The following is a 23483-nucleotide window of genomic DNA, read 5'->3' on the forward strand; positions in this document are numbered from 1 at the left end:
TACAATGAAACTATTTGAATTTAAAGAGAATGAAATTCTAACTCCCGAATTACTAGTGGATGATTTAGATAATTTAAAAAGAATAATCGAAAGTCCAGATTTTGCAACTTTTGGCCTCCCAAAGAATAGAGGCGCTGTAACTTATACAGCTAAAGGAACTTCTTTAAAAGAAAATGATTTAGCTGATCAATTCATTGCTTTTCAACTATCAAATGAAATAGACGGGCCAGCTATACTAGAATCCTCTGAAGTTACATCATCTATACAAGGAAGTAATGAAGAGCCAGATATATTAATGAATTTAGAGATGCAATCATTCCATATAGCTAAAAATGTTCAAGTTGATAAAAACTCTAAAGCTACTATGCGTATAAATATCGGAAAAGATAAAGATTCTACTGACAAATATTTCGATACTGCTTTTTGGAGTATTGCTTCAGGACTTGACTTATATAATAAGGCAAAAAACAAACCTGCTGATCCGAAAGATTTGAAAGCAGATTTTAAACAAGCATTTGGAAACAGACCTATTGAAATCCCAGGAGGATTAGCTAAAATGACTTTTGAAGTTGTTAAGCATAGAGAACCAAAATGGTGGCAAAGAATTTTCAAATTTCTTCAATCAGATTCAGGAAAAACCCTTACTTCTACCTTAGGGTTTCCTGCAATTACTAATAATGCAATTAATATGATTGATGAATTATTAAATAAGTTAGATAAATCGGATCCTGAAATACTATTTAAGAGTAGACCTTTAAGGCTAGCTCTTTCTGAAAAGGCTAAATTGGATTATACCGGAGGTAGTCAAAGAATTAAAATAGGTTCTTTAGCTCCTGGCTTTTGTGTATTGGCCAAAGGGAAAGATTTTAATACATTCATCAATTCAAATGCATTTTACTATCCTACTTATGGAAAATTAGTGCCCTCCAACGTTTCAAATGCAGATTTAGTCACGGGGAATTATGAAGATCCATTCAAAAATGTAACTTATTCAATTTTTCGAATTGGAATGAAAGAACACAAACTTGATCCAACTTTTAATTTCTCTTAAAAAAATAGTTCCATGTTAACATTTGATTTAAAATTCGGAATAGGCTCAAATAACTTAGAATTTTTGTAAGAATATAAGGTTCTGATAACTGAAGTCAGTAAAATTTTAATTGAAGGTAGGAGACAAAGTTCTTTTTTTTGATAAACACAACATTTCAAGCAACTTCAACATCAGTTCCAAATCAGAGAGAAAAATCAGAATATTTAAAGACAGGAATATTTAAGGATCAATAGATTAATGAATGAAAAAAAGCACAATTTTACGGTTAAAAGTATTCTCTTTGGTTTGGGAGCTATAATAATCCAAGGCGCAATTTTTGGTTATGGAATTTACCTTTGGATAGAAATCTTTAATGGAAATTTTGATTATATAGATAGCCCTATTCCTTTAAACTTAGTGATTATGTTTATAAGTTTAGTTCCTATTTTTTTTATTATTAATTTACTTTATAAAATAATTATGAGGAAGTCAGTTAAAAGTCAAATGATTTTTATAAGGTCTATATTTAGTGAAGAAAAAGAAAACAATGAAGTTTAATAAAACGATTCTAAATGAACAGAACACCACCAGCAGATGTACAAAGAGTTTTAAGAGAAGAAACAGGTTTTCTTTGTGCTATAAAAGGATGTAAAATCCCTTATTTAGAATACCATCATTTTGATCCTCCTTGGCATATTAAAAATCATCATGATCCTAAAGGTATGATTGCTTTATGTCCATCACATCATAAAAAAGCAGATGCTAATGTTTTTACTAAAGAAGAGTTGATTAGCTATAAAGCCAATAAAAAAGGGGAAATTCAAGCCTTAAAAGCTGACTTCGAATATTTACGACAAAAAATTCTATTAAAATCTGGAAATAATTTATTTTATAATAATAGGGAAGGTGAAATTAGAATAGATGGTGTTTTAGAGATATGGTTTAACACAGATTCCGAAGGTTATAAGAGATTAAATATACAGGTCTTAAATCTCGAACAAGAGGTTAGATTTAAGATCACAGACAATGTTTGGGAATCTAAAAGGGATATTAGGGATGTTAGATGTCCGCCTAATGGTAAGCAATTGGATATTTATCTAGATAAAAATGAGTATGTGAAGGTTAGATTTAAGGATGTTACATCCGAAAATGATCTGCAAAAAAATCTAAATAAAAATATTAACTTTTTTAAAAATGAATTACCATTTACTATTTTAGAAGTATATACGAAATTAAATAATTCAGCTATACATATAACCAAGTCCAAAGTCAAAATCAATGAATTAGAAATTAAGGATAGCTTTTTTTCAGAGAACCGTTATGGAATCAACCTTTAGAATATAATATTAAAGGTTTTTAATGAAAATGAAAAAAGTTTCAAATAAACATGCACTTCATTTCTTCTTCATAAATAGATTGGTAGTTAATATATTTATGAAATGACACGAAAACAATTTATAGAGCAGCAACGAGCAACTTGTAAAAATTGGAATTGGAGTTGGTCATTTATTAATGAAACGGAAAAAATAGTAATCTTCGGAGCTTGGGACACTTTAGACAATGGAGCGTTAGAATTAATACTCAGCCCTTCTTGGGAATATAACAATAAAAATAAGAAGAACAGGGGTTATAAGCAATCATTGGAGCACATTGGTTTGATTTTAAATAATAACTACATCCTTAAGACATTTAAGATATATCATTCCGATGAAAACAAAAATAAAGAAGGAATTGGGCCTTCAAAAATTAGTAGGTTTGATCCAGTGTTAGAAGAAAAACAGTTAATACAAATTGATGGTGAATATTTTGCATCATCTATTTATGGGTTAAACAATATTGCAGAAGAAATTCCAAGCTACCAATCATTTGAGGAGGGTGCAAAATATACTATTACCGTAAATGCGTATGAGCGGAATCCAGAAGCTCGAAAAAAATGTTTAGAGCATTATGGGTTTAAATGTCAAGCTTGTCAATTCGATTTTGAAGATACATATGGGGAACTTGGAAAGAATTATATACATGTTCATCATAGAGTTCCATTGTATCAAATTAATTCAAGCTATATGTGTGACCCAATAAAAGATTTAATACCACTTTGTGCAAATTGTCATTCAATGATACATAGAAGAAGAAAAACATTATCCCTTCAAACACTAATCAAATTATTAAACAGAACCGATCCGTCTATATCATAAAAACAATAAGGTTTAATTATGTAATAACAAAGTTCTGTTTGGTAACAAGCATGCTAAAAGTTTAAGACACTATCTAAAGCATCATCAGCTTCTTTATGAACAAAATTCCCTTGATATCCGATGGTGGTGGAAAGGTGGGAGTGACGATATAATTTTTGTAACATGTGAGGAGATATTTTATCGCCTGCTATATTGCCAAATGAATGCCGAGCAATATGAGTAGTTATTTTTTTGTCTATCTCAGCAAGTTCTCCGATTTTTTTTAAGTATTTATTGAATTTTTTAACCGCGGTATTAATTTTTCTATATATATCTTCAGGATTTTTTTGATTCGCTTTTTTTAATTCTGGAAATATATAGTCATTATCATTTCTTTTTTGACTTTGATAGTCTTCCAATATTTGAATAATTTTTTCAGGTAGTTTCAAAGAATCGACTTTATCATTTTTACCCATTTGATAAATGATTCTTCCATCTTTAATTGAGTTCCATTTCATCTCCAAGACGTCAGAAATCCTTATCCCGGCAAGATAGAAAGAGAATAAAAATACGTTCCTGGTATGATAAATAGAGGTTCCTTTTTCGAGGGCTAAGTTTTCAATAGCTTTTATTTCATAATCTTCTAGCCCTATTTTTATAGTCTCAGGAAACTTTATTTGGATTTTACCTTTTCCAAAAGGATAATTTTCTGGTTTAACGATTCCTTCTTTAATTGCAATGTTATAAAGTGTTCTGATTAAAACAAAAATGTTCATCACTGTTCTTTCTGATACTCCTTGATAAGAAATAAGATATACTTTGAGTTTCTTCAAAAAGATGATGTCAATTTCATTAATTGTCAAGTTGGTACTTTTGTAATATTCTTTGATACTGTTGATTCTACTTCTGTCAGACTTTGCCCTTTTGAGCTTACCTGTTTTTTCAAGGTTGTTTAGGTACTCTTCTGATAACTCAAAGAAGGTTTTATTCTGGTTGTTGTTTTTAATGAAGGAAGTAATTTGTTTAGCAGAATAAACTTTTTTAGAAGATTCATATTCAAAGATAAGATCTTCCAGTTGATCATATTTTTTTCGAATTAAACGATTGAGTTGAGCGTATTTGACATGTGATTTTTTTATTGTGCTATTTTGTTCATTCCAATCTTTGAGTTCTATATTATGTCCCAAATATAAATAACTGGTTTTTCTATTTGCGGTAACTCGTATAGCTAGACGATAGACCTTATTTCCTTTATCCTGTTTTGGGTGTAAAACCGTTTTAACTGAAGCCATTTTTAATATTGTTTTAAGCTAAGATAATCAATTAGGGTAAAACATAGGTAAAACATTTAGAGTGTTTTTAGATGATTTCAGTAAACTTAAATGGTAAATGAAATGTTATTTTGTATAGGTTTTATAGGTAATTAGCGTTGATTAGTGTTGTTTAAAGTGTTATTATCATAGAACTTAAAATCCAATGAACATTAGTTCGTACGGGTTCAAGTCCCGTCCCGAGTACAGAAGAAAACCTCCTAATAATCAGGAGGTTTCTTTGTTTTTGGTCGTTTCATGTTTTGTTTTACAAATGTTTAATTTGTCGCTGGTTTCAACATAGTTTCAATATTACCTCATTTTATTCTGTTGTTCGTAAGAGGATAATCTACTGTTAGACTTTAATTTTATGGAGTAAGGTTTCAAATTACTATGGGATTAGACCTATATTTTTAGCCGGTTTTTAATCAATCCAACCACTCAATTTCATCACCGACTTTGCCTTCTTCTATTTCTCCTACTTTGAATCGCAATATTTCTTAAGCAATTTTTTTAAATTGTGTTTTCCAGGAGATCCATTTTTGATGATCCATTTTTGCCTCAAATTGAAGTCTGCTTGGTTTAATAGAAGCAACAATGTGTTTTTCATCTTCATCAAAACTAAACCAATGAGGTATGCCAGCATAGCCTATATCTTTTGTGCCGAAACCTAGCCATCCTGGCATTTGGGCATACAGTTGTTCTATTTTATCCCAAACCTTTTTAGGGAGATCATATCTAATCGTTACATTTCAAAGATGTTCTCCATTGGCTTATGTAACTTTTAATTTACTACCTCGCACGGGAAAAAATATCGTGCTACTGAGATCCTTAAATTACTTTTATTGCATTTTTTCGATATTTATTGTTGACTTCAATAGGGAATTTTCTCTAAATCGATAAAAATTGCTTTTTATCGGAAATTACTGTTTTTATAATGTTTCATATTCATTTTTAATAATTTGGAACTCTAATTTAATATAAGTTTTAGAAATAAGTCTAAAGTTTATATGATAAAGGAAGAACTAAGTGTTTCAGATTTAAGACAGATCATACGTAATCTAATTACGTTTATAGTAGTAGAAGGTAAAGAGTACGTAAATGACACTAGAAAGAGGGAATATGTGGCGAGTTATGTACATCTGTTAGCTAAAATCATTAATCAGGCGGATCAAAATGAACAAAATTCTTTAATTGAAAACATTTCAGATGATATATCTAATTATATGAAGTGAGAGATCCATCTATTGGAGTATGTTTTATTATGTTAAATTAGGAAAGCCTTTTTATATAAAAAAGGCTTTCTTTTATTTTGGGATGAACCATATAACTTTAATATATTGAACCTTCAAAATCCCAAAATCTAAAATAAAGTGACCGAGCAACAAAGAATTGAGCAGCTAGAGAAAGAAAAGCAGCAATTACAGGACAAACTAGACCAGATAAAAAAGAGGAAAGAAAAGAAAAAGAGTATTGGTTTCTGGTTATTAAAAAAGTCAAGCGTGCCGCTTTTAGGAATTAGGCTTAAAAAAAGCATTAATAATGCAATTACAGAATATAAAGAAACTAAAACAGTATCCGTTGATACGGTTTCTGATGTATCCTCTAATATCATTTGGCGTATTACCAGAATTGGTCTTTTTGGGTTATTTGTCACGCTGATTCCATCTATGATATTAATGTTTCAAACCTGGTTGGTAATTAATCAAAATGTATTAGTTGGTAATCAAAACGCTTTAATAGAAGCTGAAAGAAGATCTTCTTTGGTTTTTATTATGGATAATTTATTATCTGATCTTAGTGAGGAGCTAAAATACAAGGGATCCAGCGAGCGAAATATTAGCCCTGTTCTAGAAGCTAGAATTGCTAGTCTTACCAGAGCAATGAAACCATATAAATATGAGGAGGACGGAGAGCTTATCGATGAGAAGATAAGTCCAGAAAAAGGACAATTGTTATTTAGCTTAATCAGAAGTAATTTAGCTGATCAATCTTATAGAGAGATTCTGGATGCATCTGATTTTAGTTATACGTATTTTAAAGATATCTATTTGGGTCGGGGAGTAAATATGAAATATATCAATTTGAATCACTCTAATCTATCCGAAGTTAATTTGCCTGCGGTCAATTTAGAACGAAGTGAATTAATTGAAGCTAACATGGAAAAAATAAATCTATCTGATGCAAATCTGAAACAATCTGTTTTAACCAATGCTAATCTTCGTAATTCTGAATTGTTGAGTGCAGATTTAACCAATGCCAAATTATATGGAGCAAACCTTACAGAGGCGGATTTAACGGAAGCAACCTTGTGGGGGACCAGATTTGAGGATGCCAATCTTACAGATGTTGTGCTAGATAATGCAATTGTACATCGACAGGATTGGATTGAGTATGTAAAAGATTCATTGGATCTAAAAGGGGCTAAAGCTATACAGGATAAGTATCGGGTTAAAAAACAAGGAAAGCAGCAATTCATTCTTGTTGTAAGGTAGAAGATGATTTTGTCATTTGTCCTTTAAATAATATGTTATGAGTCTTATCGACCAGCCAATTACCTGCGGGGAAATATAAAGCAAAAAATAGTGCCATTCCTAAACTGAAGTTTTGAGGATTAAATAACTGATCTAATATATTATTGGGATAGACATAAGAGGTCTGTAACCAATACCCTAAAAACTCTAATATTCCCATAGCCACCAATCCATATGCATATTGATTGAAAAAGTTATAGTCTTTTAGTAAAATAGAAATAGGCACCATATACAAAATATAACAGGTAATGATTTGCCACCAATTAGCAAATCTGGCAATTTCCATTTCAGTGCCAAATGCATTCATTCCTAAACCCCAAATAAAATAAATTATAATATAAGTCAGTACGACAGTTTTTGGGGTTTGTTTCAATGTAATCAAAATGTTTAATAAGGTACCCTTCATAATTAAAGTTCAATTTTTGTAATGGTTCTAAACCAAATTTTTTCCTCAACCGTATAGTTTTTTACACCGCTCTGTTTTAATATGTTTTTTAATTCCTTAACGGTGAACGCCCTTTGTATAGCTATTAAGCCATCGTTTTTAGCAATCTTCGAAATTGGTAAAATTACACTCGAAAATTTAAATAAAAAATAAGCCGTACTGCTTCTTTTCAATTCACTAAAAATCATATGCTTAACTCCTTTTTGCTTTGCTTTTTTTATAAAAGTTATCAATTCATCATCCTTAAAATGGTAGACAAAATGGCTACTTATGATCAGATCACAATAGGGAACAGAGAACGAACTATCTAGAATATTTGCTGTGCTAAATTTTATATAATCATTTCGTGCATATTTGGTACTGGCGACGGCAATACTTTGTGGATTACCGTCAATTCCCAAAAAGGAAACATTAATTTCTTTTAGGTTGGTTTTTTTAGAAATATGATACACACTATCCCCACCTCCACATCCTAAATCGATTATTCGATAGCATTTTTTTCCTGGTTGTTCTAAACAATATTCCAAAACACTTTTTGCAATCTGCTTATGGTTTCCAAAAAGCTTATTAATTAGCTTTAAACTTGATAAGGTCTCTAGTAAAGCAGGACCGGATAAGGATAAATTGTCAAGTTGTTCAGTTGTATGTAAACGGGTTCGAAAATTCAAAAACTTATAACTTAAATTTATTCTTTATTGGTCTCAATATTAATAATAACTTTACATTAAAAACATAAAATGCATGAATAATGAATATTTAAATCAGATTATTAAACAGCGAAGAGCAATCTTTCCTTCGCAATATAACGAAAAACCTGTCTCCACAGCTTTTATTCAAATGATGTTGGAAAATGCAAATTGGGCTCCTACTCATCGTTTAACCGAACCTTGGCGATTTAAAATAGTAAGAGGAGAAGCTAAAGATAGACTTGGAACGTTTTTATCCGATACTTATACAGATATCACTTCAGACGAAAAGTTTTCTCCTTTTAAGCATAAAAAAATTAAGAATAAATGTAAAGCTGCAAGTGCTATTATTGCCATTTGCATGCAACGCGACCCCAAAGAAAGAGTACCTGAATGGGAAGAAATTGCTGCTACTGCAATGGCTGTTCAGAATATGTGGCTTACCTGCACTGCTAACGAGATTGGGTGCTATTGGAGTAGTCCGAACTTAATAAAATATATGGGTGATTTTTTTGATTTTGAAGAAGGAGAAAAATGTTTGGGCTTTATGTATCTAGGCAATTACGACAAAGATGAGTTGCTCAGTTCGAAGAGAAATCCTATTGAACAAAAGATAGAGTGGCACGATTAAAATGAAAAACCCTCCTGAAATTTTCCAGGAGGGTTTATATATATACTAATCTGTATATTATTGCTTTTTTAAAGCGTTAGCAGCTTTATCAGCTCCTTCTTTTACTGCATCTGTAGCATCATCAACTGCATTTTCGGCTGCGTCAACAGCATCATTGGCAGCATCTTTGGCAGCATCAACAGCATCACCTGCTGCAGCTTTTACTGAATCAACAGTTTCTTGTGCATCTTCCATTGCTTCATTAGCAGCGTCTTTAGCATCTTCTACAGCTTCTTCAGCAGCTTCTTTAGCGTCATCTGCTGCGTCTTGTACTTCTTCTACAGCATCATTGGCAGCGTCTTCTGCTTTTTTTGTATCTCTACAAGAGGTCACTGAAACTGTTAGCATTAGAGCAATTGCTCCTAAAAATAATCTTTTCATAATTGATAGATATAGTTAATTGGGTTATTGAACGGCAAATTTAACATTTTATTTTATATATCGTTTTTTTCTATCAAGTATTTCCAGTAACGTTTTGGAAGATGTTGTGTATGCAGTTTTAAGTTTTTCCTGGATTTTATATTTACGTTGTTAAAATAGGTTTTCCACAAATATTGAAATTCTAACTCGTTATCAGCATAATTGTCTTTACGTATAGTGGTATTTAATTTTGAAAAAAAATCTAAAGTGATAATATCTACTGTGCATAGGTCATAATAAATTCCGTAGGCCCTTTTGATATCATAAATAAGCCATTTTTGATCTGCATATCGATCTTTAAAGTGATCAATTAGTAGCGGTAATATATTAAAGTCTGGTTCAACCGTTGCTATGTAAATATCATCTTTGGTTTTTTTAAATCTTACAAAGGCTTCCATTCGATGTTTCTCTCTACCTACCATTTTGGCAACCTGAGTGATGCCAAGAATATTTTTGTCACTGTAATCAATTAGGTTCGATTTTTGGGTAGCAAATATGTTTTGAATGTAAGCCAGTAAAGTATTTTCTACCCCTTTAATTTCGCTTAAAAAAGCCTTGAATATGATTTTTTGTTGAGAGGATGAAATGTTTGCTTTCATTCCATTCCATACTCTTGTGGATTTTATTTTATCTGTAATTATTGTTTCTGAGGTCGAGAATAGTTGTTGATCAGATTGGGATTCTTTTTGAATAATAGGGGAGATAATTTTTTGTTCGTATACAGTAAAAACACAGGTTAAAAAACCATCAAAACTTCCGTCATATTTTAAAATGGTTTGAGAATTCATTATTAATTATGAAAAAAGACTTAGTTGATTACTAAAGTGCTTTGAATGCTTGCTCTTAGAGTTTTTCAGAATTTTATTTTTTAAAAGTAATGGTGTGCAATCGTAGTGATGAAAATCTTTTGAGTTACAAACAATAAAATATTTTGCCCTATTTAATGCAATACCGATAGCTTTGAGATGTGACCAATCTAATTTTCTAAATTTTCTGGCTTGTAATATTTTTGAAACAGATTGCATTCCGATACCCGGGATTCTTGCCAACATTCTCTTATCTGCCTTATTTATATCAACAGGGAAAGCGTGCAAGTTTCTAAGCGCCCAACTTAGTTTAGGATCTATGTCAAGTTCTAGGTTTTTATATTCATCGTTCAATAATTCATTGACAGAAAAGCCGTAAAAACGCAATAACCAATCGGTTTGATAAAGCCGATTTTCTCTGAGAATCGGAACTTCTGTGGTTAAAGATGGTAAACGATTATCCGTAATTACAGGAACATACCCCGAATAATATACTCTACGCATATTGAATTTTTTATAATAATAGGTGGCAGAGTACATAATATCTCTATCACTTTCTCCAGTAGCGCCAATGATCATTTGTGTACTTTGGCCTGCAGGAGCATACCTGGGTGTACTTTTTATAATTTTTCTTTCCTCTTGAAATTGAATGATTTCATTTTTAACCTTTTGCATGGGTTTTATAAAATCCTCATGCTTTTTATCAGGTGCCAGCAGCTTTAAACCGGATACGGTGGGGATCTCTATATTAACACTAAGGCGATCAGCATACAATCCTGCTTCTTTCATAAGTTCATCACTGGCTCCTGGAATCGATTTTAAATGAATGTATCCATTGAAGTTCTCTTCTAAACGAAGCTTTCTGGCTACAGCAACTAAGCGTTCCATGGTGTAATCTGAATTTTTAAAAATTCCAGAACTCAAAAACAATCCTTCAATATAATTTCTTCGGTAAAAACTAATAGTTAGGTCTACAACTTCTTGAATTTTAAATGCCGCTCTCTTTATATCATTACTTTTTCTGGTAACACAATAGGCACAATCAAAGATGCAATGATTGGTTAGGAGTATTTTCAATAAAGAGACACAACGGCCATCCTCTGTATAGCTATGACATATACCCATCCCTGTATTGTTGCCCAAACCTTTTTGGGTATTTCCTCTTTTACCGCCGCTACTTGCGCAGGATACATCATATTTGGCAGCATCTGCTAATATTGAAAGTTTTTCTCGAATTCTTTCAAACGACATACTTCTTGCGTTTTATCAATTTTATTTGATGTTTAAGGGTTCTAATAATTTCTTCTATATCTACTAGTATTTGATAATCTGTAAAACGTAGAACAGTAATTCCCAGGGAATGTATATATAATTTTTTGGGTGCATCTTTACTATATACATCGGAAAATTCGTGGGCATATCCGTCAATTTCAATGGCAATTTTTAAAAGAGGTGAATAAAAATCAAAAGTATAGTTGTAAAGCTTATAATTTCGCGCAAAATGTAAACCTTTTTCGGATAATGTTTTATGTAATTCGTCAGTTGCGGGAATTGCATTATTTAACGAGTATCGAATTATTTTTTCTGATTCTGGTTGATGTAAAATGATTTGTGATGCCATAAGGATCTGGTTTAGCTAGTAATTTTTCCAAATTTATGGAAATATTCCAATAAAATAAAAATCAAATTGTGTTAAAATTGGAAATATTCCAAAAAATAGTATATTTGTTATGTAATTATCCCAAATCAAGTAACAGGAATGTATACAAATAAATAAATTGGAGTTGTATGGATAATTTAACTAACCAAACCATTCAACGTTTTAAATCAATTCGTGAAGAAAATCATTTTACCCAATCTGATTTTGCTAAGATTTTAAATATTAAAAATTCTACCGCGGATATAGAAAGAGGGAAAACTAAAATTTCGGGAAAAGTAGTTTCTAAATTGCTTAAGGAGTTTGGAGTGAATCCTCTTTGGTTGTTTGGTGAAAGTGAACAAAAGAAAATTCAGTTGCATAACGGAGATGTTACTCCAAAAGTCATAACTGTAGATTCTGAAAACAATGAAAATATTGTATTGGTTAATGTAAAGGCTGCTGCGGGTTATCCTCATAATGTGCAAGATGTAGATTGGTACCAACAGTTGCCTGCGTTTGATATCCCCCTTCCAGAATATAGAAATGCTACGTATCGTGGATTTCAGGTAGAAGGGGATAGTATGTTACCAGTATTAGAACCCAAAGAATGGGTGATTGGAAAGGCTGTCAATAATCTTTCAGAATTAAGAAGTAATGCGCTATATGTGGTAGTGTTACAAGATAGTGTGGTAGTTAAAAAAGTAAGGAAAAGCGAAGATTCTTCAGTGCTGACGCTAATTTCTATAAATGCCGATTATTTACCATACACGATTCAAACTCATCAAATTGTGGAGTTATGGGAGGTGAATAGTAAACTAAGTTTTAATATTGATACTAATCCTGATACATCGGGTATCAAACAATTACAAGATGCAATGGCGGCATTAACTTCTGAGGTCAGAAGCTTAAAGAATTAACTAATAAACCCTTGTTGTCTGGCGTGGGATTCTGCTTCAAGCGATGAATGAACCAGAAGTATAGGTGTTGTGCTGTAAGTGTTTATTATTTTCTGAATTCGTTTTTCTTTTCTCCGGTGATTGACACTTCTTAAATAAATAGCCAAAATTCTATCCGGGTATTTTTTCGCGATTTCTGTGTATATGTCTGCGTCTTTTTCTCCGCTATCTCCAATTAGTATAAATTTTAGATCTGGATAGATATTTAGTAAATTTAGAATTTCGGACTGTTTGTGTGGTATTTTGGGCTTCGGTGTTTTATCAAAAGGTGTTCTAAAGTCTCTAAGTAATATTGGCCCTTCGGGGAAATAATGTTTTTTAAGAAAAGCTGTTAAATAGTCATACAGGTTCCAAGGACTGTTGCTAACATAAAAGATTGGATTAACTGGTATGTTTTCTTTGCTAAGCTTAAGCTTTTGATAGAACTGAACAGTTCCCTCTAAAGGCAGTCGCTTATCAAAATTTTTAAAAAAAGTATTGGCAATTACTCTCCATTTAAATAATGAGGCAACACCTGTATGTAAAATGGTATCGTCTATGTCACTGATCACACCGAAAGCAGCTTCCTTAGATGGAACTAACATTTTTCCTTTAAAAATATTTGATTGAAGAATTTTTTTACTTCCCTCGTTTTGATATGAAATCAAGTATGGAATATATCCTTCTTTATCGACCATTTTTTCTCCATCAGATAAAATTTCGTCAAAATGGTAATATCCTTCTGCATCTGTTTTTGTGGTAAAATTTTTTCCATTAGATAGCTTTAGTTCTATGTTGGCATTTCTAATTTCGTCACTTTCAAATTGTCTGTAGATATTTCGTAAAGTTTTTAATGTTCTTGTATTACCATCAAAATTCACGTTTTCATCCTCTAATGCTCGACCTGTTGCTCTGAGCCGTTTGGTTGTTCCGTAACCCAGATAAGAATTAATTCGCAATGGTTTTTTTTTGAACATATATTGGTTAATTAACCGTAAAGATAAAAAACCCCGCTAATTAGCGAGGTTCTTTCAGTATAATGCTTTTAGAATTATTTAAGAGAAGCCTTAATTTCTTCGATTTGGATTTTCACTTCTTCTTCTGTTCCTTGTAATTTTTTAGTTTCAGTAGAAGTTTTACCATTCTCAGTTTTCGTAATGGTAATCATAGCGTTGGCTATTTCACCATCCATATCTATTTGAACTTCAATTTGTTTTTCAGCTTTATTGGAAGACGATTTAGTTTCAATTACCTCTATTTCATTTGTTGCTACCGCAGTTTCTGTGGTGTGTCCTCCTAGTATAGGTGCAATCACAAGTCCTATAAGACAAGTTAACTTAATCAATATGTTCATAGATGGTCCCGAAGTATCTTTGAAAGGATCACCAACGGTATCACCAGTCACAGCAGCTTTATGGGCATCAGATCCTTTATAGGTCATCTCTCCGTTGATCTCTACACCTGCTTCAAAGGATTTCTTAGCATTATCCCAAGCCCCACCAGCGTTATTTTGAAAAATTGCCCATAAAACACCAGATACGGTAACTCCTGCCATATAACCTCCTAACATTTCTGCAATTGCTTGACTATCCATTCCAAAAATCATCGGAATAAAAGCAATTGCTAATGGGAAACCAATGGTTAATAATCCTGGTAACATCATTTCTTTTAAGGAAGCTTTTGTGGAAATTGCAACACATTTGTCATATTCTGGTTTGCCAGTTCCTTCCATGATTCCGGGAATTTCTTTGAATTGGCGACGCACTTCGTATACCATTTCCATGGCTGCTTTTCCTACAGCATTCATAGCTAATGCAGAGAATACTACCGGTACCATTCCTCCAACAAATAACATTGCCAATACTGGAGCTTTGAAGATATTGATCCCATCAATTTCGGTAAAGGTAACATACGCAGCAAATAAAGCTAATGATGTCAAAGCCGCAGACGCTATTGCGAATCCTTTTCCTGTCGCAGCAGTTGTGTTCCCTACGGAATCCAGGATATCAGTACGTTCTCTTACTATTGGTTCTTGTTCGCTCATTTCTGCAATTCCTCCAGCGTTATCAGCGATTGGTCCAAAAGCATCAATAGCTAATTGCATCGCAGTAGTTGCCATCATGGCAGAGGCCGCCATTGCAACTCCATAGAATCCTGCAAATGCATAGGATGCCCAAATAGCACCGGCAAATAACAAAACAGAAGAGAAAGTGGAAATCATTCCTGTTGCCAAACCTGCAATAATGTTTGTTCCGGCTCCGGTACTTGATTTTTGAACAATTTCTAAAATTGGTTTTTTGCCTAATCCTGTATAGTATTCCGTAACAGCAGAAATAACTCCTCCTACAAATAAACCTATGAGTGTTGCATAGAATACTCGCATTGAAGAAATATCTTTAAGTCCTTCACCAAAAAATTCCATTTTCATGGTTTCTGGAAGCATATAGGTACATAATGCAAAGCAAGATACGGCTACAAGCGCAATAGATGTCCAGTTGCCAATATTAAGCGCACCCATAACCTGTGCTTCTTTAGCATCGTTACTTTTTATTTTAACAAGCATGGTTCCGATTATGGAAATAATGATTCCTGCTCCTGCGATTGCTACAGGTAGTAGTACTGGGCCAATTCCACCAAATCCTTCATTTACAATATTTCCTCCCATATCTTTTATGATATAGTTTCCTAGTACCATTGCTGCTAATACTGTAGCAACATATGAACCGAATAAATCGGCACCCATACCAGCTACGTCCCCAACATTATCCCCAACATTATCGGCTATTGTAGCAGGGTTACGAGGATCATCCTCTGGTATACCTGCTTCCACTTTTCCTACTAAATCAGCTCCTACATCGGCTGCCTTAGTATATATTCCTCCACCAACACGAGCAAATAACGCAATAGATTCTGCTCCTAAAGAGAATCCAGCTAAGGTCTCAAGAACAATAGTCATATCCATTGTGTTGGTCCATTCTCCGCCCATAAAGAAGTGAAAAAACAAAATAAAGAAAGCGGTTAAACCTAAAACCGCCAATCCAGCAACACCTAATCCCATTACAGTACCTCCTCCAAAAGAAATTTTAAGTGCATTTGGTAAACTGGTACGAGCAGCTTGAGTCGTTCTTACATTCGTTTTGGTAGCTATTTTCATTCCTATGTTACCGGCAAAAGCAGAGAAAACGGCGCCAAAAATAAAAGCTATTACAATCAACCAATGAGTAGTGGGTACTATAAAAGAAACAATCGTAAGCAATATACTTACTACTATTACAAATACTGAAAGTAATTTATACTCTGCATTTAAAAAAGCTAAGGCTCCTTCATAGATATGATCTGAAATTTCTTTCATTTTACCGTCACCGGCATCCTGTTTCATTACCCAAGATTTTTTAACCAGCATGTAAATTAGCCCTAGTAATGCCAAAACAATTGGCATGTAAATCATATTTGATTCCATTAAATGTGTTTTTAGTTAATTAGCTGCTAAAAGTAGTAAATTCATCTAAATATAAAAAGCGCAATATTTTTGATTAAATATTGCGCTTTTTTAGAGATTTTAGAATTTAATTTAGTAGATACTAAATAATCCTTTAGGTTTATCTTCTAATTCATCAAATCGCTTTACACACGCTTTGATAATTTCTTTGGCTTCGTCTATATTGCCCCAACCTCCAACATCTACTTTCTTTTTTTCAAGATCCTTATACACTTGGAAAAAGTGTTCGATTTCTTTTAAAAGGTGGGGGTTCATCTCTTTTAGATCGGCTAATCGACTAGCAATTGGGTCAGATACCGGTACACAGATAATTTTTTCGTCAGGACCTTTTTCGTCGGCCATATGGAAAACACCAATCGGTTTCACTTCCATTACACAACCAGGAAAGGTAGGTTCTGTTACAAGCACTAAAACATCTAATGGATCTCCATCTAATGCCATAGTTTCCGGGATAAATCCATAATCTGCAGGGTACATCATTGATGAAAAAATCATGCGATCATATCTGATTTTTTTTATGTCAAAATCGTATTCGTATTTATTACGACTTCCTTTTGGGATTTCGATTAGTACATCGAAACTTTCGCGTGTTGCTGCGCTCATAATCTTATTCTCATTTTTATGGGCGGCAAATATAAGTATTACAAGGGGTTGGTTAAAATTTATAACCAAAAATAACAGCTTTATACCTTAAATTTTAATGTTATGGTAACCTAAAAGGTTTTCGTAAAACCGATCTGAAGGTATTTCAAACAAAATGAATACTTAAATGTGAGAAAAAATTGCCTTAATCCTAACTTTTAGAAGTAAAATCCAAAAGATCCCGTGACACCAAAATCACGAGCGTCGGGATTATCAAAATAATTTCCTCTAAAATGAAAATCAATTCTAAAAATTTTGAAAATATTCCCAACCCCAAGACTGTATTCCCAATATATTTCGTCATCTGGAGCAATAAGGGTTTCATTAGATGGTTGACTTAAAAGTAGGTTTTCATCAGATAGTTCTCCCCATACACCACGAATACCTACCAGTTCTCGAAGGTTTAACTTTCTTAGTAGTGGTATTCTGGAAAAAATTCTTCCATTAAAATTGTGTTCCATATGAACAGAGGCATATGTGTCTGTTACAAATTCGTAAAAATTTAATAAGGGAAATGTATTTTGAATGGATAAATATGTCTGGTTACCAGGAACTACGCTTAATAAACCAAGCGGGACTTCTCCAAAGGTTTTACCAACTTCTATAGAGCTGTTTAAAACACCAAAGCCACCGATATTCCAAGGTTGTCGATAGAAAAATTGAAGTTTTTGATATTCAAAATCACTTTCGAGAATATGATCTAAGCCTACAGCATAATTAAGAAAGAGTTGCGCATAATCACCATCATTGACTACGATTCTATCTACACCATATCCCGTAGTTTTTCTTCCTGGATAGTATGCCAATGTAGTTGCAATTTCAGCTTGTTTAATCTCAGTTTTAAGTTCGCCGGTGTCGGGATCAAAAAAATCTAAACTAAATAGGTTTCTATCGGCAGGTTTTAGTGTTCTAAAGGAACCGGTTACCCCAACCGTAAAGTTTTTTCTGGGTTCTATTTGCATAGAAAAGGCAGATAGATTTATGGAAGTCAATCTATTATTGTCTCCTGTGGCAATAATTGAAGAAGAGGCTAAACTTCTACCTTCAACATCGTTGGTGTTTGTTAAACTGGCTCCAAGTTGTTCCACATCACGTCTGTTACCAGCAGAAACAACTAATCTGGATTTACGGTCTACCAAGTATTTTCCGGAAATACCATATTTAAATTTATTATCTCGGAAACCATAAGCTCCATACCCTTCAATTCTCCAGCGATCATTTGCTGTGAAGTAAGTACGTCCACCCGCTCTTAATCTGAATCCTTCGATAGGATTATAACCTACTGTAGAGAACAAAGGTCCAAAGTCCCAGCCGTTAAATTCTACATATCCGGTTGCTAAAATTGTACCTATATTATAGAGTCTTTTAAAGGCTTTTACGGTTCTAAGAGTGTCTAGAAGTTTATAAACTTTTTGTTCATCCTTGTTCAGTTCCTCCATTCTAGCATTTGACCAAAATGAATCATCTCTGTTATAAATATCTTGGTCATAAGGGTCTACCTGACTCTGATAGAATTTCTTATCCTTTTTTTGATCAAACTTATAGTTATCGTATAATGTTGTTCTCTTTCCATAAACCCCTCTTGATTTTTCTTTTTTGTTGAAGGCAAAATCTGATTGGAAATAGTCTTTGGTAATTAAAAATATGGAATCGTTCAGTACATCAAATTCTTGTTCGATATATAAATCTTTTACCCAATTGATATTGGCACTCTTGGTCACCTCAAGATTGATTTCTTTGATAGCCCATGTCGTATCGTTTACCCAAAAATCACCTTTAAATGTGAGCTCATTCTTTCTCCTCGGATAATAAATAATGTTATAGCACCATTTATTTCCAATATATGCACTGTCCGATAGGATGTAATTGTACACGTTAATACCAGTTCTTGATAAAGGGCTTGTAAAACTTTTGTCAAAGAATTTTAAGTAATTATCATAAATGTCATAATCGGAATATAAATCTTTTACAAAGGCAATAAGCGTTTGGTTATCGCTAAAGCCGGCATTTTTATTGCCTTTAAGGACTTCTTTAAACTCATTAAGCTCATTATCACCATATACCTTAGAAATTGCCTCATTTAGAAAAATTGGTAAATACGTCTTTCCTGTAATTCTGGATGTATCTATATCTTCAAAAATGAACTCCATTCCATTGAAAATTCTGCTGTTTATTAAAGCACTATCAATAGTATTCAGGTCAAATTCCAATTTTTCATACTTATCGTAATTGTATTGCTTAAATTTTTTAACGCCATTTTCTCTTCTGTTGTCCCAAATTTTTCGCAAGATGTCTATAGCAGGATTATTTTTTTTAGAAGTTTTACCTTTATATATAACAACTTCATCCAGAGAGGCAGCTTCTTCCTCCAAAATTATTTCCATTTCGTAAGTGGTTCGCTTCGTAAGTTTAACAGTTTTTGTTTCGAAACCAAGAAATGAAACTTTTATGCTGCTATGATTTTCATCCGATTCCATGTAAAAATTACCATTTTCGTCGGTAATTGTTCCTACAGTGGAGTTAACAAATATGATGTTGGCAAATGGTATAGCTTGTTTGTTACTGTCATAAACGTGACCACTAACTTTGGTCTGCCCCAAAATAAAAGAGTTGCTAAAAGCAAAAAATAATAACCCTAAAACCCAATATTTCATTTACTTTTTTTAAAAAAAATTATAATTAAATTAATCATTATTACCTCGGTATTTTGTTAAAACACTCCCCGTGTTTTAAAATAAAAAAAGAACAGTTAAGTCCTTTCTTTAACACTAACCACAAGTCTATAATGCAGTTTAATCAATTCTAACGAGATTTTACTTAAAACATTTGAATTAAAAAATACCCTACTCTTTTTAAAAATAAAATCATATCCTTTTCAGTTTGGGAAACGAATGCAACTTTTAAAAACTTAATATTTAGTATTTCGATGTTTCAATCAAATCGGTAGTTTTATATATTCCCCTTAAATCATCAAATTTCAAGCCATTTTTTAATAAAAATTTAAAGATGTCTTTGTGTGACTTTGTAAATGTTAGGTGTTTTTGTACATCACCTTTTTAACCGCAGTAACGACATCCTTACTATTAGGTATCCATTCTTCAAGTAATACTGGTGAGTATGGGGTTGGAGTGTCTGCTGTATTTATTTTTACAACCGGGGCATCCAGATAATCAAAAATATTAGACTGAACCTGATATGTAATTTCAGAGGCAATATTAGCCAAAGGCCAGGCTTCTTCAAGTACGACTAATCGATTTGTCTTTTTAACTGAAGTGAAAATTGCGTCAAGATCAAGAGGGCGAACAGTTCTTAAATCTATAATTTCACAAGAAATATTCTCTTTTGCAAGCTCTTCGGCGGCTTTATAAGCTTCTTTGATGATCTTTCCAAAAGAAACAATAGTGACATCGGTACCTTCTCTTTTTATTTCTGCAACTCCTAATGGGATGGTGTATTCTCCTTCGGGTACTTCTCCTTTATCACCATACATTTGTTCGCTCTCCATAAAAATAACCGGATCATTATCACGAATAGCAGATTTTAACAATCCTTTTGCATCTTTTGGATTAGAAGGAATAACAACTTTTAGTCCTGGAGTATTAGCAAACCAGTTCTCGAAAGCTTGCGAATGCGTAGCTCCTAGTTGTCCTGCCGAAGCAGTAGGACCTCTGAAAACGATAGGGATATTGAACTGACCTCCACTCATCTGTCGCATTTTTGCCGCATTATTAATAATCTGGTCAATACCAACCAAAGAAAAGTTGAATGTCATAAATTCGATGATAGGTCGATTACCATTCATAGCACTGCCTACACCAATACCGGCAAAACCAAGTTCAGATATTGGAGTGTCGATGACCCTTTCAGGTCCAAACTCATCAAGCATTCCTTTACTAGCTTTATATGCTCCGTTATATTCAGCTACTTCTTCCCCCATTAAGTAAATGGACTCATCTCGGCGCATTTCTTCGCTCATTGCTTCGCAAATTGCTTCTCTGAATTGTATCGTTTTCATCTATAAATTAATTATTTTTGTGCTATACGAATGGCAAAAGTAGCAATTAATACCCTTTACCATCACTGAATTTTGAAAAATTTACTATGCATGCATAGTAAATTCGACATTTTATTTGTACTTTCGCTTTTATTATTAAATTCTCAAAAAATACCTATATAAAATGAAGATATTAGTTTGTATTAGCCATGTGCCAGACACTACTTCTAAAATTAATTTTACGGAAGGTGACACTAAGTTTGACACAAATGGAGTACAGTTTGTTATTAATCCAAATGATGAATTTGGATTAACACGTGCTATGTGGTTTAAGGAAAAGCAAGGTGCATCAGTAGATGTGGTAAACGTTGGAGGTGCAGAAACAGAGCCAACGCTAAGAAAGGCTTTAGCTATCGGAGCGGATAATGCAATTAGAGTGAATACGGAGGCTACAGATGGTTTTTATGTTGCAAAACAGCTTGCGAAAGTTGTACAGGATGGTGGTTACGACTTGGTTATAGCTGGTAGAGAATCAATTGATTATAATGGGGGTATGGTCCCTGGAATGTTAGCTGCTCTTACAGGTGCTAATTTTGTGAACACTTGTATTGGGTTAGAAATAGAGGGAGATACGGCGACAGCTATTCGCGAAATTGATGGAGGAAAAGAGACATCAACAGCCAAATTACCTCTTATAATCGGTGGTCAAAAAGGTTTAGTAGAAGAAAGTGATCTTCGCATACCTAACATGAGAGGTATTATGATGGCTCGTAAAAAGCCTCTAAATGTCGTTGAGCCAATAGAAGCAACGCAGGAAACTAAGGCTGTTAAGTTCGAAAAACCTGCTCCAAAAGGGGAGGTTACTTTAGTTTCTCCTGATAATGTAGGTCAATTAGTAGAGTTATTACATAACGAAGCTAAAGCAATATAAAAGTATAAATTCATACCTATTTTGTAATAGGTCAACATAAAAAAATAGTATATATGTCAGTTTTAGTATACACAGAAAGTGAAGGAGGAAAATTTAAGAAAGCGGCCTTCGAAGTAGCGTCTTATGCAAAAGAAGTTGCAAATATGTTGGGTACTACCGTGACTGCTGTAAGTTTTAATGTAGCAGATAGCAGTGAGCTTGGTAAGTATGGAGTTGATAAAGTATTAGAAGTTGAAAATGACAAACTAGCTACTTTTAATGCAAAAGCATACGCAGATACTCTAAAACAAGCAGCAGAAAAAGAAGATGCTAAGGTAGTAGTGGTTAGTTCTAGTGCAGACAGTAAGTTTTTAGCATCTTTATTAGCTGTACATCTTAATGCGGGATACGCTTCTAATGTAGTAGCATTACCAGATAGCAGCTCTCCATTTACAGTAAAAAGATCCGCATTTACTAATAAGGCTTTTAATATTACCGAGATTACAACAGATGTTAAACTTATAGGATTATCAAATAATGCATTTGGATTAAAAGAAACTTCGGGAGCTGCTGCAGCTGAGGCTTTTGAACCATCTTTGTCTGATGAAGATTTTACTGTAAATGTTACTTCTGTTGATAAGGCAACAGATAAAGTGTCTATTGCGGATGCAGAAGTGGTTGTTTCTGGAGGAAGAGGTCTTAAAGGGCCAGAAAACTGGGGAATGATAGAAGAATTGGCAGATGTTCTTGGAGCGGCAACAGCTTGTTCTAAACCTGTTAGTGATATGGGTTGGAGACCTCACGGAGAACACGTTGGTCAAACAGGAAAACCAGTGGCTACAAACTTATATATTGCCGTAGGAATTTCAGGAGCAATTCAGCATCTTGCAGGGATAAATTCCAGTAAGGTAAAAGTAGTAATTAATAATGATCCTGAAGCACCATTCTTTAAGGCTGCAGATTATGGAATTGTTGGCGATGCCTTTGAAGTGGTACCGCAGTTAATTGAAAAATTAAAGGAATTTAAGGCGAATAACGCATAATTTTCATAAATTGTGCCCAATCAAGGGCTGTTTGAACTTAGGTAAAAGTCCGTTTGTTCAAACAGCCTTTTTTTATTGAAATTACTATGAGTTTAGTTCGTCTGAACATAAAAGGAATATCGTATAGTCAAACGCAAAATGGTGCGTACGCGTTGATTTTAAGTGAGGTAGATGGAGAGCGAAAACTGCCAATCGTTATTGGTGCTTTTGAAGCACAATCCATTGCAATAGCTTTAGAAAAAGAGATCAAGCCTCCTCGTCCGTTAACCCACGATCTATTCAAAAATTTTGCAGACCGATTTGATGTGGTGGTGAAACAGGTAATTATTCACAAACTAGTAGATGGAGTTTTCTATTCAAGTATTATCTGTGAACGGGATAAGATCGAAGAGATTATTGATGCTAGAACTAGCGATGCTATTGCGCTTGCATTGCGTTTTCAGGCTCCAATATTTACGTATAAGAATATTTTGGATCAGGCGGGAATTTATCTAAAAGTAAACCCTAAAAAAGAAGGGGAAGATGATCCTGAAAGTCTTTTGGTTGACGAGTTGATTTCTGATGATGTAGAGATGGCGAGTAAGGAAACAAGTTATCAGGATTTGTCTTTAGAAGAATTAAATCGTATGCTTGAACAAGCCGTAGCCAATGAAGATTATGAATTAGCCGCAAGAATCAGGGATGAAATTTCGAAACGAGGTTAGTTTTGACCTCTTTTACCACATTTTTCCTTAATACATTAATAT

General features: G+C 33.4%; 24 protein-coding genes. 11 read left to right on the forward strand and 13 right to left on the reverse strand.

Going from position 1 to position 23483, the window contains the following annotated elements; genetic code table 11:
• Nucleotides 1–4 precede the first annotated feature (4 nt).
• The 4 genes from ACE94K_RS07285 to ACE94K_RS07300 all read left to right on the forward strand — a co-directional run bounded on the left by ACE94K_RS07285 (nt 5) and on the right by ACE94K_RS07300 (nt 3225).
• The gene (locus tag ACE94K_RS07285; RefSeq protein ID WP_378182095.1) at nt 5–1051 is read left to right on the forward strand and encodes a hypothetical protein; all 1047 of its coding nucleotides are present in this window, start codon (nt 5–7) and stop codon (nt 1049–1051) included.
• Nucleotides 1052–1288: 237 nt separating this feature from the next.
• Nucleotides 1289–1588 (forward strand): hypothetical protein, encoded by a 300-nt coding sequence (locus tag ACE94K_RS07290; RefSeq protein WP_378182098.1) that lies wholly within the window; start codon nt 1289–1291, stop codon nt 1586–1588.
• Between the two features lie 14 nt (nt 1589–1602).
• Complete coding sequence (locus ACE94K_RS07295; protein WP_378182101.1) at nt 1603–2367, forward strand: HNH endonuclease signature motif containing protein; 765 nt, start codon at nt 1603–1605, stop codon at nt 2365–2367.
• Between the two features lie 102 nt (nt 2368–2469).
• Nucleotides 2470–3225, forward strand: a complete 756-nt coding sequence (locus tag ACE94K_RS07300; RefSeq protein ID WP_378182104.1) for an HNH endonuclease — start codon at nt 2470–2472, stop codon at nt 3223–3225.
• Between the two features lie 53 nt (nt 3226–3278).
• Here ACE94K_RS07300 and ACE94K_RS07305 read toward each other — a convergent pair whose 3' ends face one another.
• Entirely contained in the window at nt 3279–4496 is a 1218-nt protein-coding gene (locus ACE94K_RS07305; protein WP_378182107.1) for a tyrosine-type recombinase/integrase, read from the reverse strand.
• A 518-nt stretch (nt 4497–5014) separates the two neighbouring features.
• Nucleotides 5015–5200 (reverse strand): hypothetical protein, encoded by a 186-nt coding sequence (locus ACE94K_RS07310; RefSeq protein WP_378182110.1) that lies wholly within the window; start codon nt 5198–5200, stop codon nt 5015–5017.
• A 324-nt stretch (nt 5201–5524) separates the two neighbouring features.
• On the opposite strand from ACE94K_RS07310, the gene ACE94K_RS07315 reads away from it, so the two are divergent.
• Together ACE94K_RS07315 and ACE94K_RS07320 are read left to right on the forward strand one after the other, a co-directional pair.
• A complete protein-coding gene (locus tag ACE94K_RS07315; RefSeq protein WP_378182113.1) occupies nt 5525–5749 on the forward strand; it encodes a hypothetical protein in 225 nt (74 codons plus the stop codon).
• A 138-nt stretch (nt 5750–5887) separates the two neighbouring features.
• The gene (locus ACE94K_RS07320) at nt 5888–7009 is read left to right on the forward strand and encodes a pentapeptide repeat-containing protein (RefSeq protein WP_378182115.1); all 1122 of its coding nucleotides are present in this window, start codon (nt 5888–5890) and stop codon (nt 7007–7009) included.
• On the opposite strand, the gene ACE94K_RS07325 is transcribed toward ACE94K_RS07320, so the two are convergent.
• Together ACE94K_RS07325 and ACE94K_RS07330 are read right to left on the reverse strand one after the other, a co-directional pair.
• Complete coding sequence (locus tag ACE94K_RS07325; protein ID WP_378182118.1) at nt 6990–7454, reverse strand: hypothetical protein; 465 nt, start codon at nt 7452–7454, stop codon at nt 6990–6992. The two genes, ACE94K_RS07320 and ACE94K_RS07325, sit on opposite strands and share 20 nt — an antisense overlap.
• 2 nt (nt 7455–7456) lie before the next feature.
• Complete coding sequence (locus ACE94K_RS07330; RefSeq protein ID WP_378182121.1) at nt 7457–8161, reverse strand: methyltransferase domain-containing protein; 705 nt, start codon at nt 8159–8161, stop codon at nt 7457–7459.
• Nucleotides 8162–8234: 73 nt separating this feature from the next.
• Here ACE94K_RS07330 and ACE94K_RS07335 point away from each other — a divergent pair, with 73 nt between their 5' ends.
• Nucleotides 8235–8810, forward strand: a complete 576-nt coding sequence (locus ACE94K_RS07335; RefSeq protein WP_378182124.1) for a nitroreductase — start codon at nt 8235–8237, stop codon at nt 8808–8810.
• Nucleotides 8811–8867: 57 nt separating this feature from the next.
• Here ACE94K_RS07335 and ACE94K_RS07340 read toward each other — a convergent pair whose 3' ends face one another.
• From ACE94K_RS07340 to ACE94K_RS07355, 4 genes are read right to left on the reverse strand one after another with little or no spacing between them, the layout of a single operon-like run.
• Nucleotides 8868–9230, reverse strand: a complete 363-nt coding sequence (locus tag ACE94K_RS07340) for a hypothetical protein (RefSeq protein WP_378182127.1) — start codon at nt 9228–9230, stop codon at nt 8868–8870.
• A gap of 53 nt (nt 9231–9283) precedes the next feature.
• Nucleotides 9284–10057, reverse strand: coding sequence for a TIGR03915 family putative DNA repair protein (locus ACE94K_RS07345; protein ID WP_378182130.1), 774 nt, complete (start codon nt 10055–10057; stop codon nt 9284–9286).
• Nucleotides 10058–10063: 6 nt separating this feature from the next.
• Entirely contained in the window at nt 10064–11326 is a 1263-nt protein-coding gene (locus tag ACE94K_RS07350; protein WP_378182132.1) for a putative DNA modification/repair radical SAM protein, read from the reverse strand.
• Complete coding sequence (locus ACE94K_RS07355) at nt 11316–11696, reverse strand: DUF559 domain-containing protein (protein WP_378182135.1); 381 nt, start codon at nt 11694–11696, stop codon at nt 11316–11318. The genes ACE94K_RS07350 and ACE94K_RS07355 overlap by 11 nt, the downstream gene beginning before the upstream one ends.
• A 167-nt stretch (nt 11697–11863) precedes the next feature.
• Between ACE94K_RS07355 and ACE94K_RS07360 the strand changes: the two genes are divergently transcribed.
• On the forward strand, nt 11864–12631 hold the full coding sequence (locus ACE94K_RS07360) for an XRE family transcriptional regulator (RefSeq protein ID WP_378182137.1): 768 nt from the start codon (nt 11864–11866) through the stop codon (nt 12629–12631).
• On the opposite strand, the gene ACE94K_RS07365 is transcribed toward ACE94K_RS07360, so the two are convergent.
• The 5 genes from ACE94K_RS07365 to ACE94K_RS07385 form a co-directional block, all read right to left on the reverse strand.
• Complete coding sequence (locus tag ACE94K_RS07365; protein ID WP_378182140.1) at nt 12628–13626, reverse strand: App1 family protein; 999 nt, start codon at nt 13624–13626, stop codon at nt 12628–12630. The genes ACE94K_RS07360 and ACE94K_RS07365 overlap by 4 nt on opposite strands.
• A gap of 74 nt (nt 13627–13700) precedes the next feature.
• Nucleotides 13701–16109, reverse strand: coding sequence for a sodium-translocating pyrophosphatase (locus ACE94K_RS07370; RefSeq protein WP_378182143.1), 2409 nt, complete (start codon nt 16107–16109; stop codon nt 13701–13703).
• A gap of 111 nt (nt 16110–16220) precedes the next feature.
• Nucleotides 16221–16751, reverse strand: coding sequence for an inorganic diphosphatase (locus tag ACE94K_RS07375; RefSeq protein WP_378182146.1), 531 nt, complete (start codon nt 16749–16751; stop codon nt 16221–16223).
• Between the two features lie 197 nt (nt 16752–16948).
• A complete protein-coding gene (locus tag ACE94K_RS07380; RefSeq protein WP_378182149.1) occupies nt 16949–19444 on the reverse strand; it encodes a DUF5686 family protein in 2496 nt (831 codons plus the stop codon).
• A gap of 377 nt (nt 19445–19821) precedes the next feature.
• Nucleotides 19822–20805, reverse strand: coding sequence for a pyruvate dehydrogenase complex E1 component subunit beta (locus ACE94K_RS07385; protein WP_378182152.1), 984 nt, complete (start codon nt 20803–20805; stop codon nt 19822–19824).
• A 163-nt stretch (nt 20806–20968) separates the two neighbouring features.
• Here ACE94K_RS07385 and ACE94K_RS07390 point away from each other — a divergent pair, with 163 nt between their 5' ends.
• From ACE94K_RS07390 to ACE94K_RS07400, 3 genes are all read left to right on the forward strand, one after another.
• Nucleotides 20969–21715: an electron transfer flavoprotein subunit beta/FixA family protein gene (locus ACE94K_RS07390; protein WP_378182154.1), complete on the forward strand. Its 747-nt coding sequence runs from the start codon at nt 20969–20971 to the stop codon at nt 21713–21715.
• 53 nt (nt 21716–21768) lie between these two features.
• On the forward strand, nt 21769–22737 hold the full coding sequence (locus tag ACE94K_RS07395) for an electron transfer flavoprotein subunit alpha/FixB family protein (protein ID WP_378182157.1): 969 nt from the start codon (nt 21769–21771) through the stop codon (nt 22735–22737).
• Nucleotides 22738–22823: 86 nt separating this feature from the next.
• A complete protein-coding gene (locus ACE94K_RS07400; protein WP_378182160.1) occupies nt 22824–23441 on the forward strand; it encodes a bifunctional nuclease domain-containing protein in 618 nt (205 codons plus the stop codon).
• The last annotated feature ends 42 nt before the right edge of the window (nt 23442–23483 follow it).

This window comes from Aquimarina besae, from assembly GCF_042434905.1.
Classification (GTDB): Bacteria; Bacteroidota; Bacteroidia; order Flavobacteriales; family Flavobacteriaceae; genus Aquimarina.